Origin of the sequence: Geobacillus sp. FSL W8-1251 (assembly GCF_038005945.1) — a bacterium.
Classification (GTDB): domain Bacteria; phylum Bacillota; class Bacilli; order Bacillales; family Anoxybacillaceae; genus Geobacillus; species Geobacillus stearothermophilus.
In genome coordinates, this window is sequence record NZ_JBBOUF010000001.1 from 462,351 (window position 1) to 477,647 (window position 15,297).

At 53.5% G+C, this 15,297-nt stretch carries 10 protein-coding genes and 1 pseudogene; all 11 read right to left on the reverse strand.

The features are described 5' to 3' along the window. Positions 1-4 precede the first annotated feature (4 nt). Positions 5-2,713: a DNA mismatch repair protein MutS gene (gene mutS, locus NSS88_RS02360; RefSeq protein ID WP_055358438.1), complete on the reverse strand. Its 2,709-nt coding sequence runs from the start codon at positions 2,711-2,713 to the stop codon at positions 5-7. 96 nt (positions 2,714-2,809) lie between these two features. After that, positions 2,810-3,358: an outer spore coat protein CotE gene (locus NSS88_RS02365; protein ID WP_015374452.1), complete on the reverse strand. Its 549-nt coding sequence runs from the start codon at positions 3,356-3,358 to the stop codon at positions 2,810-2,812. 223 nt (positions 3,359-3,581) lie between these two features. Then, entirely contained in the window at positions 3,582-4,013 is a 432-nt protein-coding gene (locus tag NSS88_RS02370; RefSeq protein WP_033012165.1) for a RicAFT regulatory complex protein RicA family protein, read from the reverse strand. A 1-nt stretch (position 4,014) separates the two neighbouring features. Continuing rightward, entirely contained in the window at positions 4,015-5,586 is a 1,572-nt protein-coding gene (gene miaB / locus NSS88_RS02375) for a tRNA (N6-isopentenyl adenosine(37)-C2)-methylthiotransferase MiaB (protein ID WP_033017278.1), read from the reverse strand. 226 nt (positions 5,587-5,812) lie between these two features. Continuing rightward, a complete protein-coding gene (locus NSS88_RS02380; RefSeq protein ID WP_055358437.1) occupies positions 5,813-6,679 on the reverse strand; it encodes a 2-oxoacid:ferredoxin oxidoreductase subunit beta in 867 nt (288 codons plus the stop codon). After that, on the reverse strand, positions 6,646-8,418 hold the full coding sequence (locus NSS88_RS02385; RefSeq protein ID WP_232854303.1) for a 2-oxoacid:acceptor oxidoreductase subunit alpha: 1,773 nt from the start codon (positions 8,416-8,418) through the stop codon (positions 6,646-6,648). The genes NSS88_RS02380 and NSS88_RS02385 overlap by 34 nt, the downstream gene beginning before the upstream one ends. A gap of 486 nt (positions 8,419-8,904) precedes the next feature. Continuing rightward, the gene (locus tag NSS88_RS02390; RefSeq protein WP_341082874.1) at positions 8,905-9,828 is read right to left on the reverse strand and encodes a dipeptidase; all 924 of its coding nucleotides are present in this window, start codon (positions 9,826-9,828) and stop codon (positions 8,905-8,907) included. A 93-nt stretch (positions 9,829-9,921) separates the two neighbouring features. Next, positions 9,922-10,182, reverse strand: coding sequence for a stage V sporulation protein SpoVS (gene spoVS, locus NSS88_RS02395; protein ID WP_003251598.1), 261 nt, complete (start codon positions 10,180-10,182; stop codon positions 9,922-9,924). Between the two features lie 120 nt (positions 10,183-10,302). Next, positions 10,303-11,097: a TIGR00282 family metallophosphoesterase gene (locus NSS88_RS02400; protein WP_033017459.1), complete on the reverse strand. Its 795-nt coding sequence runs from the start codon at positions 11,095-11,097 to the stop codon at positions 10,303-10,305. Positions 11,098-11,285: 188 nt separating this feature from the next. Then, positions 11,286-12,842 (reverse strand): ribonuclease Y, encoded by a 1,557-nt coding sequence (gene rny / locus NSS88_RS02405; RefSeq protein WP_033012175.1) that lies wholly within the window; start codon positions 12,840-12,842, stop codon positions 11,286-11,288. Between the two features lie 432 nt (positions 12,843-13,274). Beyond that, positions 13,275-14,030, reverse strand: a pseudogene (recA, locus tag NSS88_RS02410) (recombinase RecA); the annotation flags it as partial. Between the last annotated feature and the right edge of the window lie 1,267 nt (positions 14,031-15,297).

The following is a 15,297-nucleotide window of genomic DNA, read 5'->3' on the forward strand; positions in this document are numbered from 1 at the left end:
TCCTTTACTTGAGGAGCTTTTGCAGTTCATACAGTTTGTTGAGCGCCTCAAGCGGCGTCATCTCGAGCAAATTGATCTCTTTCAGCGCCGCGAGCGCCTTTTTCTCTTTGCTTGAAAGCGGCGGCTCCACAGGCGCCGGGGCAAGGTCAGGAAACATGCTCAGCTGCTCAAACGCCGCTTCCGCCAAAACGCCATCCCGCGCCGCGCCGGCTGACGGACGGGAGGCCTTCTCGCGCTCAACCTTGCTGCCGACGTCTAACGCTTCGTTCCCCTGAAAAGCCAAACCCGCTTCCGCCAAAGCGCCATCGTCCATCCTGCCTGCGGCGGCTTCCTGTTTTCCCGCCGCTTTCTCCAGTTCCGCTAAAATGGACCGCGCGCGTTCAATGAGCGAAGCCGGCAGCCCGGCCAGTTCGGCGACGTGAATGCCGTAGCTCTTGTCGGCCGGCCCGTCGGCGATTTGATGCAAAAAGACGACTTTGCCGTTTTCCTCGATGGCGCGGGCATGGACGTTCGAAAGCCGCGGGAGCGAACGCTCCAAGGCGGTGAGTTCATGGTAGTGGGTGCTAAATAGTGTTTTCGCGCCGATATGGTCGTGAATGTACTCAATGATCGCCTGGGCGAGCGCCATGCCGTCGTACGTCGATGTGCCGCGCCCGATTTCATCAAACAAAATGAGGCTGTTTTGCGTCGCATGAGCGATGGCGCGGCGCGCTTCGAGCATCTCGACCATAAACGTGCTTTGCCCTGCCGACAGGTCGTCAGCGGCGCCGATGCGGGTGAACACTTGGTCAAAAATGGGCAGCACCGCCCGCTCGGCGGGAACGAAACAGCCGATTTGCGCCATGACGGCGGTGAGCGCCACTTGCCGCATGTACGTGCTTTTTCCAGCCATGTTCGGTCCAGTGATGAGCAGCATTTCCCGCTCGCGGTTCATGTAGCAGTCATTCGGCACGTACATTTGCGCGCCGAGCACTTTTTCGACAACCGGGTGGCGGCCGCCTTGAATCACCAAGACGCGCTCCGTGGAAAACTGCGGACGCACGTAGCGATACTCGTCGCTGATCGTTGCGAATGATTGAAGCACATCAAGCTCGGCAATGGCTTTCGCCAACGTCTGCAGGCGCGGGATGTATTGCTTCACCTGCTCGCGAATGGCGACAAACAGTTCATATTCGAGTTCGATGCTTTTTTCTTCCGCCTCCAAAATGAGCGCCTCTTTTTCCTTCAACTCCGGGGTGATAAACCGCTCGGCGTTGGCGAGCGTCTGCTTCCGCTCGTAACGTCCTTCCGGAACAAGGGGGAGATTGGGCTTTGTCACTTCAATATAGTAGCCAAACACTCGGTTGTAGCCGACTTTGAGCGATTTGATGCCGGTCGCTTCCCGCTCTTTCGCCTCAAGTTCAGCGATCCACGCTTTGCCGTTGCGGCTCGCATCGCGGTAGCGATCGAGCTGCTTGTCATACCCGTCTTTGATGAGGTTCCCTTCTTTGACGGAAAGCGGCGGCTGTTCTTGAATCGAGCGCTCGAGCAAATCGACGAGCTCTTCGCACGGGTCAAGGCGCTCGCACAGCTTGTCCGCTTCAGCGAGCGGCAGCGCGCCGACCGTCTGACGGAGCGCCGGCACTTGAAGAAGCGACTTTTTCAGCTGCACGAGATCGCGGGCATTGGCGTTGCCGTAGGAGACACGGCCGACAAGGCGCTCAATGTCGTAAACGCCGCGCAGCCTGTCGCGCAGCTCCTGCCGTTCAAAATAGCTCGTTTTCAACGTTTCCACAAAATCGAGGCGCCGTTCGATTTCGCGCCGATCAATGAGCGGCCGGTCCAGCCATTGTTTTAAGAGCCGCCCGCCCATCGCTGTCACCGTTTCATCCAAAAGCCATAACAACGAGCCTTTCCTTCCTTTTGACCGCACCGTTTCGACCAATTCCAAATGCAGCTTGGAATGTCGGTCCATTTTCATATAGTGGTCAACTTGATACAACTCAGCCGGCTGCAAATGATCGAGCCGCCGCTTTTGCGTGCGGACGAGGTAATGAAGCAAACGGGCTGCGGCCTGCCGCAGCTTTTCTTGCACCACATGGCCGATGACGCCGTTCCATTCGTCGCATAGCGATGTGTCGTCCTCATAAGAGACCGCCGCCCCGTACCGCTCTTTCAGCTCGCGCACCCACTCTTCGCCGCTGTCTGTGGCAACGATGATCTCCCGCGCTCCAACGGCGTGCAATTCGTTTGCCGTTTCCTCCCACGAAGAAAGAAGCGTAAGCCGAATCTCGCCGGTCGACAAATCGGCGTAAGCCAATCCGTATGTACCATCAGCAAACGGCGTGAGCGCCGCCAAGTAGTGGTTTTCCTTCTCGGTGAGCCCTTTGCCTTCCATGAGCGTCCCTGGGGTGATGAGCTGCACCACTTCGCGGCGAACGACGCCTTTGGCCGTTTTCGGGTCTTCGACTTGTTCGCAAATGGCGACTTTATATCCCTTTTCGATTAACTGTTCAATATATCCTTGCGCCGAATGGTACGGCACCCCGCACATCGGCACCCGTTCATCGCCGCCGTCGCGGCTTGTTAATGTAATTTCCAGCTCTTGCGCCGCCTTGATGGCGTCGTCAAAAAACAGTTCGTAAAAATCGCCAAGCCGGAAAAATAAAAACGCGTCCGGATATTGCGCTTTAATGTGCAAATATTGCTGGATCATCGGTGTGTACGATGGCATCGCTTCTCCCCAACCTTTTCGGCCCGAAGGCTCGTTGATTGCGCTACTATTATAACAAGCGGCAAAAGAAAAAACTAGGAAAGAAATTTCCTAGTTTTATTCTTCTTCGCCAAGCAGCAAATCTGGGCTTAAATCTTCTAATTCTTCATCAAGGTCATCCTCGTCGCAAAAATCGTCGTCCTTGCCGCATCCTTCCGGATTGATGGCAACGCACACCTTCGTTTCGCCGATCACTTCGGCGACAAACTCCCGCTCAACATCGACAACGATTTTATTGCCGTTTGGCGAAATCGTGCATTCGAGGCAGTTCGGCTGCTGGATGACGCGGACGATGACATCGGTGTCATCGCTGATTAAATGATCTTTGTCGCGATATTTTAATTTGACGACGTCCGTATACGACACCGTTTCGGTGACGACTTCGGTTTTTGTATTGTGGTTGTACGAATACCAGACGTTGATGTCATAATGGCCGTGAATTTCGACCGTTTTATCGCATTTTTTCGCTTCATAACGGTGGTTGATGATCCAGCAGCCAAGAATGCTTGACGGGCGGTTCGGCGCCGTCACCGTATGGGTCGATTGTGTAAACTTGCGGCCTTTGCCAACAACGGCTTTCGTAATAATTTCTCTGTATTCAGACATCGAACGGAACCCTCCTCAAATGAATCTTCATTTCATCCTATGCGCCATCTCCGCTAATGTGCACAGCAAATGAATCATTATTCCGTATAGTTCATTGTATGCGCCTGCTCCGTTCGATGTGCCTTCTTTTTTGCCGCCAGGCAGCCGCCCGCGGTTTGGGGGAAGGGAGAGCGCGCCCATAAGAAAAAAAGCGCCCCGAAGGACGCTTTTGAGCCGCATGCCATTAATGGCAGCCGCCGTGCTTGTTGTAGCGAAGGGCAGCACCTGTTTCGCCGCGCAGCACATCGCCGCCCGTCGAAGCGAGAATTTCATCGGTCACCGTATTCGAAATCGTCGAGGCGACGAGCTGAAGCAGGTCGTTCACCTCAGCTTGCGACTGCTGGAACTCGCCCACGATCGGAATTTGTTCGAGCTGCTCGTAAATGGCGTCAATTTTGGCCTCGACCTGCTTGAGCGCCTCATGTTTGCCGTAGTGTTGCAAGTTGACGGCTTGTTTTTGCAGCGATTTTAGTTCGTTGATCAATGTGCGCACTTTTTCATTTTGGTGGATTTTTTCCTCCGCTCGTTTGAAAAAGTCGACTTCCTCGGTTTCGGCGATCATTTTCGCCAACTGCTTCGCCTGCGCCAGCACTTCATCCCGCGTATATTTCGCCATATCAGTTCACCTCGATCGCTTCATTCACGAATTCGCCCGTCAGCGTCCACGTTTTCGCTTCTGTAATGCGCACGTTGACCAATTGGCCAATGAGCGATTTGGGGCCGACGAAGTGGACGAGCTTGTTTTTGCGTGTGTAGCCGGCCAGCACGTCCGGGTTCGTTTTGCTTTCGCCTTCGACGAGCACTTCGACGACTTGGCCTTCGTATTGCTTCATTTTCTTGGCCGCGATTTCTTGAACAAGGTCGTTGAGCCGCTTGAGCCGCTCTTTTTTCACTTCCATCGGCACGTTGTCCTTCATGTTCGCCGCCGGCGTGCCTTCGCGCGGCGAGTAAATGAACGTATACGCTGAATCAAACTCCACTTCGCGGTAAAGCGACAGCGTTTCTTCAAACTGCTCGTCCGTCTCGTTCGGGAAGCCGACGATGATGTCCGTCGTCAACGCGACGTCCGGAATGGCGGCTTTAATTTTGCGGACGAGCTCCAAGTACTCCTCGCGCGTATATTTGCGGCCCATCATTTTTAAAATTTCTGTGCTGCCCGATTGCACCGGCAGATGGATATGCTCAACCAAGTTGCCGCGTTTGGCGAGCACTTCGATGAGCCGGTCGTCAAAGTCGCGCGGATGGCTCGTTGTGAAGCGGATGCGGGCAATGTCAATTTTGCGCAGCTCATCCATTAAATCGCCAAGGCCGTACTGGATGTCGGTGAAGTCTTTCCCGTAAGCGTTGACGTTTTGCCCAAGCAGCGTGATTTCTTTATAGCCTTGGGCGGCGAGCTGGCGCACTTCTTGGATGATGTCTTCCGGACGGCGGCTTCGCTCCTTGCCGCGCGTATACGGAACGATGCAATACGTGCAAAACTTGTCACAGCCGTACATAATATTGACCCATGCTTTAATGCGGCCTTTTCGCGCTTTCGGCAAGTTTTCGACAACGTCGCCTTCTTTCGACCACACCTCGACAACCATTTCTTTTGACATATATGCTTCATGCAAAATGTAAGGAAGTCGATGGATGTTGTGCGTGCCGAAAATCATATCAACATATTGGTATTGCTTTAAAATTTTATTAACGACCGCTTCTTCTTGCGACATACAGCCGCACACGCCAAGAAGCAAGTCCGGATTGGTCGTTTTGAGCGGCTTTAAGTAGCCGAGCTCGCCGAACACTTTGTTTTCCGCGTTTTCACGGATCGCGCACGTGTTGAGCAAAATGACGTTTGCCTCTTCCGGACGGTCGGTCGGCTCATAGCCGAGCGCCATGAAAATGCCGGCCATCACTTCCGTATCATGTTCGTTCATCTGGCAGCCGTATGTGCGGATGTAAAACTTCCGCCCGCGCCCCATGCCGCGGAACTCGTCCGGAATCGCAAAGTCTTTTACATATTGAATTTCCTCTTTGCCGCGCTTTTTCGCTTCTTTCAAATTCGGCGGCAAAAACACTTTCGTGAAATATTTCTCGTAGTCTTTCGTCGTTTTTTCCTTCAGCCGGTCCAAGGCGGATTTTCTGTCCGCTGGATGGCTTGCCGTCTCAATTTGCGCTGTTTGTTCCAACCGTTGTTTTTCGTTCATCGCAATCTCCTTTCCTCATTCGTAATAATGTAGATCGCAGGCGCTTTGTTGGCCGCCCGCCTTCCTCGCAAATTTCTTCCATCACACACTACCATAGTATAGCGTCAACCGTCATGAAACACAATGGGATTTATTCCGGATGTCCGGAACACGCTATGATAACAAAAAACGCCCGATGAGGCAAGCCCCCCCATCGAGTGTGAATCACTTCCAATCTTTCTATATGTTACATAAACTCTGCTACAAGCTCGGCAAACTTTTCTTTGCTCAATTTCAAATCGGCTTCAGTAAGCGGTGTATCACGGTAGCCCGGGACGAGTTCTTGGTATGATTTTTGCTCTTTATTTTGGTAAATGAGCCCGGTGACAAGCCCGTCGTATTTCATCACCGTCTGCATCGCCATCGCCCGGTCGGACGGGTCGTACCCTTCAATGTCGCTCACTTTCACCAGCCGCTCTTTAAACCATTCGTACGTGTTGACTTTATTGTACGTGACGCACGGGCTGAAGACGTTAATGAGGGAAAATCCTTTATGTTTGATGCCTTCTTCAATTAAGCTTGTCAACTCTTTTAGGTCGCTTGAAAAGCTTTGCGCCACAAACGTCGCTCCGGCGCTTAACGCGATTTCAAGCGGCGACAACGCCGGCTCGATCGACCCTTGCGGCGTACTTTTCGTTTGAAACCCGGTGGCGCTGCGAGGCGATGTTTGGCCTTTTGTCAGCCCGTAAATTTGGTTGTCCATGACGATATACGTGATGTCAATGTTGCGGCGAATGGCATGAACCGTATGCCCCATGCCGATCGCAAACCCATCACCGTCGCCGCCGGCGGCGATGACCGTCAAGTTGCGGTTCGCCATTTTCACCCCTTGGGCGAGCGGCAAGGCGCGGCCGTGCGTGCCGTGAAACCCATAGGAATGAATGTAGCCGGAAATGCGGCCGGAGCAGCCGATCCCGGAAATGACAGCGAGTTGGTGCGGCTCCAAACCGAGGTTGGCAGCGGCGCGCTGAATGGCGGCCTGAACGGAAAAGTCGCCGCAGCCCGGACACCAGTTTGGCTTCACATCATTGCGGAAATCTTTAAAGGTGGCCATTGTGCTAACAACTCCTTGCATTTAGTATAGACATCGCCCGGCAAAAACGGATTGCCGTCAAATTTCAAGACGCTGGCGATTTTGTCCGCATGCCCGACATGCATTTTCAACAAGCTTGCCAATTGCCCGGTCGCGTTTTGCTCAACGACGACGACCCGCTTCGCTTTTTCGACAAGCGGCCGCACGTCGTCAACCGGGAACGGATGAAGCAGGCGGATGTGCGCATGGTTGACTTTAACACCGTCCTGCTCGAGGCGTTCGATCGCTTCCTCAATCGCTCCGCGCGTCGATAAAAAGCCAACAAGGAGCAAATCCGGTTCTTCGTGGCGGAGTTGTTTGTGCACCGGCGTCGGGAAGTGGATGTGCTCGAGTTTGCGCAGCCGCTTTTCCATTTGCGTCCGGCGGTTCGCTGCCGTTTCCGACGGGCGGCCCGTTTCGGCATGCTCGACCCCGGTGACGTGGTGGATGCCGTGTTTCGTTCCCGGCAGCACCCGCGGCGAAATGCCGTCCGGCGTCACCTCATATCGTTTGAAGTTGTCTTTGCCCGGAAGCGGCGGCAATTCCTCGCTGACGAGTTTGCCGCGGCGAATCTCGATCCGGTCGTAATCAAGCGGCTCGACCGTTTGTTTGCCGAGCGACAGCTGCAAATCCGACAAGAAAATGACCGGACACTGATATTCTTCAGCCAAGTTGAACGCTTCTGCCATGTCATAAAACGCTTCTTCAACCGTGCTTGGCGCCATGACGATTTTCGGGATTTCCCCGTGCGTGCCGTAAATCATCGCAAGCAAGTCCGATTGTTCTTGCTTCGTCGGCAAGCCGGTGCTCGGGCCGCCGCGCTGCGTGTCAACCACAACAAGCGGCGTTTCTGTCATTCCGGCTAAGCCGATCGCTTCAGCCATGAGCGACAGACCCGGACCAGCGGAAGCGGTGAACGCCCGGGCGCCGGCGTAGTTGGCGCCGATCGCCATCGTGCAGGCGGCGATTTCGTCTTCTGTTTGGATGACCGTGCCGCCGAGATCCGGAAGCTTTTTAATTAAATACTCCATAATTTCCGAGGCGGGGGTGATCGGATACGCCGCCATAAAGCGCGCCCCGCCGGCCAAGGCGCCCAAGGCGATCGCGTCGTTGCCGATCATGAACATCCGCTGTTTGCCGTCCGCTTTTGCCAGTTTCATAGGTTCGACGCGCCCGCCCAACAGCTCTTTCATATATTCGGCTCCGGCGCGGATCGCTTCCATGTTTTTCTCGACGACTTGCGCCCCTTTGCGGCCAAACGTGTCGGCGACAACGCTTTCGAACACGGCCGGATCCAATCCGAGCACTGCACTCGTCGCGCCGATGGCAACCATGTTTTTCATGAGCGAGTTGCCAAGGCTTGTGGCGATATCAGTAAACGGAACGGCATAAAGGACGACCCCTTCCCGCTCCGGAATGACCGGATTGAACTTGGCGTCCGCCATGACGATGCCGCCGCTGTGCAGCTCGTGAAAGTTGAAGTCAATCGTCTCTTGGTCGAACGCCACCAAGATGTCCAAATCGTCTGCGACCGCCCGCACCGGCTTCGTGCTGACGCGGATTTTGTTGTTCGTATGACCCCCTTTGATGCGTGAAGAAAAATGACGGTATCCATATAAGTAATATCCGAGGCGGTTCAGCGCTGTGGAAAAAATTTCTCCTGTACTTTCAATTCCTTCCCCTTGCTGGCCGCCCACCTTCCATGACAGCTGTTCGATCATGCTTACACCCCTTCATATTCACTCCAGCCTTTCGCTACTATTGTACCACTTTTCTGACAAGGAAACTATCATTTTGAACGCCTTTTTCAGCCGGCACCGCGGATGCCCTGTCTTCTATATAGACTCCCATGACAAAAAAATTTCGTCACCATCGGAAGGATGAAAAGACCTCTATGTTGAATTTTACAACTTTACACATTTTGGAGTTCGGGTATTTTCAGGATAGATGCAACGAAGAAGTTTAACATATCCTTGACGGAAAAGCGGTTTGTCCATTTTCGACTGTCGAAGGCAAGCCTATGGCTTGCCCCGTCACGCCAAGGCGTGACGGAAGACCGAACAACCACCTGCTTCACAGACCCATATATGGGTCTGTAAAGCGGCGTTGTTCGGTCGCCTGACAGTCGATAAAAGCTGCAAATGGTAAATCTTCAAATTGCATCTATATATTTTAGGATACGCAGATCCGATACTCCGTGATATTCGTCACTCCGGTAAATGGGCGTAGAAGTTGCCGAATAAAAAGCGGGATGCTTGTTCGGCGGAGTAATGCTTGTACAACTCATTGACGAGCTGGTCGTATTGCTTCACCGTTTCAAGACCGGAAACCGTTTCCGTAATGCCGTCAAAGTCGGAGCCGAACCCGATGTTGTTTTCCCCTCCGAGCGCACATACATGGTCAAGATGGCGAAGCACATCGGCGATCGTTGCTCTCCGTTTGTCCTTCGTTAAAAAGTACGGGACAAAATTGATGCCAATCATCCCGTCTTTTTCAATCAGCGCTTTCAGCTGCTCGTCCGTCAGATTGCGCGGATGCGGGCAGAGGCGATGGGCGTTCGAATGAGAAGCGATCGGAAAACAGGCTGTTTCGATCACATCCCAAAACGCTCTTTCCGACAAATGGGACACATCGACCCACCGCTTTGTTTCATTGAGCAGCTCGACGACTTGCCGGCCAAACGCGGTCAAGCCGGCGCCGCGCTTCTCCCACGCCCCGTCGGCGACGGCGTTTGGAAAGTTCCACGTCAGGCCGACAGAAGCGACGCCGAGGCGAAGAAGCGTCTTTAACTTGACAAGGTTGGCACCGATGGCGTCGCATCCTTCGAGCGTCAACATCGCGCCAATTTCCCCTTCTTTCAGTGCGGCGATATCCTGCTTCGTCCGCACAAACTTGACGGACGGGAACGCCTCGACGATGCGGGCAAAGAAAATGTCCACCATCTCCAATGCCGCTGTGAACCGGGCTTCTTCCGGCACGGTTTCCGGCACGTAAATGGCAAAACATTGCACTTTTATTCCCGCTTCCGCCATGCCAGAAAAGGTGACATGAAGCGGCGCCCCATCGTGAAACGACAACGACCGGTCTTGCCATAGCTTCATGAGCGCATCACAGTGGACATCGAAAATCATTCGTTTTCCCCCTTAAAAAAGCAAAAATAACCTGCCTGCCTTCTACAGCGAAGGCGCCAACAGGTTATATTTTACCATTGACTCATCATCGAGTTAACGAGGTTCGACGATTAATTTAATGGCGGTCCGCTCTTCTCCGTCAATAATAATATCGGTAAACGCCGGAATGCAAATCAAGTCCATGCCGCTTGGTGCCACAAACCCTCGTGCGATCGCTACTGCCTTAACGGCTTGGTTCAATGCACCTGCACCGATCGCCTGAATTTCCGCCGCGCCGCGCTCGCGCAGCACCCCGGCAAGTGCACCGGCTACAGAGTTCGGATTCGACTTTGCTGAAACTTTTAATATTTCCATTTCTAGCTCCTCCCTCGTTCCCTTGAAAAATAGATCACGGTAAAATGTCTTCACTGTAACTATATTCACTGTTTCGACAACTATTCCTGCTGAGGAGAAGCTTGTTTTTAAAAAAAACGATTATTCAAAATATGGGTGGTCGTCATTAATGATCAACCGTTCAATGCCAAGCGCACGCCCGCTTTTTCCATCAACATCGACAAGCACCGCGTTCAGCTGGCTTCGTCCTTCCTTGACGCCGAACCGGACCGGCAGTCCGGTTAAAAATTTGCGCAGCACCGCGTCGCGGTCAACCCCTAAAATGCCGTCATACGGGCCGGTCATGCCGACATCGGTAATGTACGCCGTACCCTTCGGCAAAATGCGATTGTCCGCCGTCTGAACGTGCGTATGCGTGCCGATGACGGCCGACACGCGCCCATCCAAGTGCCAGCCCATCGCCTGTTTTTCGCTTGTCGCCTCAGCGTGAAAATCAACAATGATGACCGACGTGCGCGTCGAGGCAGCGGCAATCAATTCATCCGCTTTTTGAAACGGACAGTCAATCGCCGGCAAAAACGTCCGCCCTTGCAAGTTGATGACCGCCGCCTCCCCTTGCTCGGTCGGCACGTAGACGATGCCTTTTCCCGGTGTGCCGGGCGGATAGTTCGCCGGGCGGATGAGCGCCTTCGCCTGATCGATGAATTCAAAAATATCACGCTTGTCCCACGCATGGTTGCCTAATGTCACAACATGGGCTCCTTGGGCCAAAAACGCCCGGTAAATCGGCTCGGTGATCCCTTTCCCGCCGGCGGCGTTTTCACCGTTGATGATGACGATATCGGGACGGTGTTTTTCTTTTAATTTCGGCAAATAATGCTCGACCATTTTTTGCCCCGGCGAACCGACGACATCGCCGATAAATAAGATTCTCATGATCGATCCCTTTCTAATCAAAAAAATATGGCGCTTCGCTTCAAAGGTGGCGCGGATCCATTGTACTTTCTCATTTTACGCACAAAAAACATCCATGAGTAAGCTTTTACTCGCCACCCAAGCATGAAAATAACCGCTCATGGATTCATTATTTTCAAAGAAAAATAAAGTGGCAATAGGATGCCACTTTATTTCGCATATTCGACCGCGCGCGTTTCACGGATGACGGTCACTTTAATATGGCCCGGGTAGTCGAGCTCTTCTTCAATCCGTTTGCGGATGTCACGCGCCAACCGGTGCGCTTCCAAATCGTCGATCATATCCGGCTTGACCATGATGCGCACTTCGCGACCGGCCTGGATGGCGTACGATTTTTCCACGCCTTCGTACGATTCCGCAATTTCCTCCAGTTTCTCTAAGCGGCGAATATAGTTTTCCAGCGTCTCGCTACGCGCTCCCGGCCGCGCTGCGGAGAGCGCATCCGCCGCCGCCACAAGCACCGCGATGACCGATGTCGGCTCGGTGTCGCCATGGTGGGAGGCGATGCTGTTGATGACGACGGGATGTTCTTTGTACTTCGTCGCCAGCTCGACGCCGATCTCCACGTGGCTGCCTTCAACCTCATGGTCGATCGCCTTGCCGATATCATGAAGCAAGCCGGCCCGGCGCGCCAACATTTCGTCTTCTCCAAGTTCGGCCGCCATCAGTCCGGCTAAAAACGCGACTTCCACCGAATGTTTCAAGACGTTTTGTCCGTAGCTCGTCCGGAACTTCAGCCGCCCTAAAATTTTGATCAAATCCGGATGCAAGCCATGGACGCCGACTTCAAACGTCGTCTGCTCACCGACTTCGCGAATGTGCTCATCGACTTCGCGGCGCGCCTTTTCCACCATTTCTTCAATGCGCGCCGGGTGGATGCGTCCGTCTTGCACAAGCTTGTCTAACGCGATGCGCGCCGTTTCGCGGCGAATCGGATCAAATCCGGACAAAATCACCGCTTCCGGCGTATCATCGATAATTAAATCGATGCCAGTCAGCGTCTCAAGCGTGCGAATGTTCCGCCCTTCGCGCCCGATGATCCGCCCTTTCATTTCATCGTTTGGCAAGTTGACGACGGACACCGTCGTTTCGGCGACATGGTCGGCGGCACAGCGCTGGATGGCCAGCGACAAAATCGCTTTCGCCCGCTTGTCCGCTTCCTCTTTCGCCCGCGTTTCCGCCTCTTTGATCATCATGGCAATCTCATGGGACAGTTCTTTTTCAACGCGTTCCAAAATGAGCTGGCGCGCATCGTCGCGCGTCAGGCCGGAAATGCGTTCGAGTTCGGTTTGTTGCTGCTTCACGAGCGCTTCCACTTTGCTTTCCATTTGTTCAATATGCTGTTGTCTTTCGTTTAACGCTTCTTCCTTCGCTTCAAGCAGCGCCTCGCGTTTGTTGAGCGCTTCATCTTTGCGATCGAGGTTTTCCTCCTTTTGCATCAAGCGGTTTTCTTGTTTTTGGAGCTCGCTTCTCCGGTCGCGGATGTCGCGCTCCGCTTCCGTCCGCAATTTATGAATCTCGTCTTTCGCTTCGAGAAGCGCCTCTTTTTTCAAGGCGTCCGCCTCGCGTCTCGCCTCTTCAATCAGCTGCTCGGCAGCTGCTTTCGCGCCGCCGATTTTCGCTTCGGCAATCGATTTGCGAACAAAAAAGCCAACAACGGCACCAATGACTAAGGCAAGCAAAGCGGAGATGATGATCGAACCCATCGTTTCACCTCCTCTTGCTGTTTCGTTTTCCCTTGCGCCTTCTTCGCGCCATCGTCCGACGCAGATGGACATTCCCGTTTTCAACCCATTGGCTTGGTCGTTTGCCTGGCCATTTCCACGCGCCCCCGCATCCAAGCAGTACGCCGCTGCGGGCGGTCACGCGACCCTGCCGTGTACATGGATAAATATACATGTTCATTGTAAAGGCGGCGGTAGGAATTGTCAAGATATTACACAGGAGCCCTTCTTAAGCCGCGGCACACAGAGCGTTCTGCTCTTCCTCTTCTTTTTGGCAAAATGCGAAAAGAAACGGAACCGCCTGCAAGTTAGTCGGGCGTCCTCCGGCATATCCTGCAAAGGGACGTGAATGGCCGTTCCGTTTCGGCAGCTAGGAAAAAGGCGCCCCAGTCATGCCAGGACGCCTTCCGTCTGTTATTCCTCAAGCAGCCCAAATTCGTCTTGCATCGGTTCGCCGCCTGCTTCGCCATCATCGATGCCGTAATGTTTGCGGATGGCGCGGGCGATTTCTTCGGCGATATGCGGGTTTTCTTTCAAAAATTGTTTTGCATTCTCCCGCCCTTGGCCGAGCCGTTCGTCTTTGTACGAATACCATGAGCCGCTTTTTTGCACAATGTCAAGTTCAGACGCCATATCGATGATTTCCCCTTCGCGGGAAATGCCCTCGCCGTACATAATGTCGACGTCAGCCGTTTTAAACGGCGGCGCGACTTTGTTTTTGACGACTTTGATTTTCGTCTTGTTGCCGACCATATCATTGCCTTGCTTGATTTGCTCGGCGCGACGAACCTCTAGGCGGACGGAAGCGTAAAACTTGAGCGCCCGCCCGCCCGGCGTTGTCTCGGGATTGCCAAACATGACGCCGACTTTTTCGCGAATTTGGTTGATGAAGATGGCGATCGTTTTTGACTTGTTAATGGCGCCGGACAGCTTGCGAAGCGCCTGGGACATCAGCCGCGCTTGCAGGCCGACGTGAGCGTCCCCCATCTCCCCTTCAATTTCCGCTTTCGGCACGAGCGCCGCCACCGAGTCGATGACGATAATGTCGACCGCGCCGCTTCGCACGAGCGCTTCCGCGATTTCGAGCGCCTGCTCGCCCGTATCAGGCTGGGAAAGCAGCAATTCATCGATATTGACCCCTAATTTTTGTGCATAGATGGGGTCGAGCGATAGCGATAGGTAATAGTCACCCTCGGCATTACCCGGAGGGGCTATTTTCCCCCGCTTCACACCGTGCGTGCGAGTTTCCCCGCACACGGCGTTCCATCGAGTACCCCGGTTACTAATCCGCTCTAGACTTTACTATATAGACTCCCATGACAAAAAAATTTCGTCACCATCGGAAGGATGAAAAGACCTCTATGTTGAATTTTACAACTTTACACATTTTGGAGTTCGGGTATTTTCAGGATAGATGCAATTTGAAGATTTCCCATTTGCAGCTTTTATCGACTGTCAGGCGACCGAACAACGCCGCTTCACAGACCCATATATGGGTCTGTGAAGCAGGTGGTTGTTCGGTCTTCCGTCACGCCTTGGCGTGACGGAGAAGTCTAGGGCTTGCCTTCGACAGTCGAAAATGGACAAACCGCTTTTCCGTCAAGGATATGTTAAACTTCTTCGTTGCATCTATATAGTGTACGCACTTTCTGTATTCCTCGAGTTTACTTATTGTGTAATGGCGTACATCTTGTCTTGTAGGTCGCGGAATTCCTGCTCCGACCTAGGAATGATTAGTTCTTGAAACGTTTGGTTGATAGTATCAAATCCTTTCTAGCGGATTTGTACCATACACGTTTTTAGTCAGTTTTGCTCACCGAAACCCTTACGGATTTCCTCACGGCTTCCTAATCATTGTCTGGGTTAGTAACCTAGGGTACTCGACTATGCCCCTTCGCTCCGCAGGAGTTACCCTGCTTCATCACTACTACGGGCTGCTGCCCCACCCCTTCAGCAGTCATTTCCTCCTGCTTAGCGGCATCGGGATGCGCATCCCTTGGCATCCGCTGGGGTGGTTCACCTGTACCGCATCACCTATCCTTGCATGCTCCCTTAGGCTCCACCTCTGACCCGTCAGCCGCCTTTCTACCCATGGTTGGAGGGCTCAAGGCAAAGATCCTCTACGGGATCAATCCAGACTCGGCAAACACGAATACCTCATCCAGGGCTGAACCTCACTTAGGAGGTGAGCGCCTTCTTTTTTCGGCGCCCCACGCCTTACGAGCCGTACTTCCGGTGGTTCGTTCCAACGCTATGCGTTCTCTAGCCATAGGAGTTTTATGGACCCCCGGCTACTTCGCTAACCACTTCTCAGGTCTGCTTTTCGCCGTCCTCTCCGAGCTTCGTACAGTCATGTTGCGCACCATGACCGCACGTCGGGGTATTAGGGCGGGAATGCCAACCTTCATTCCCGTCTCGGATTTTCACCGAGCTCTCG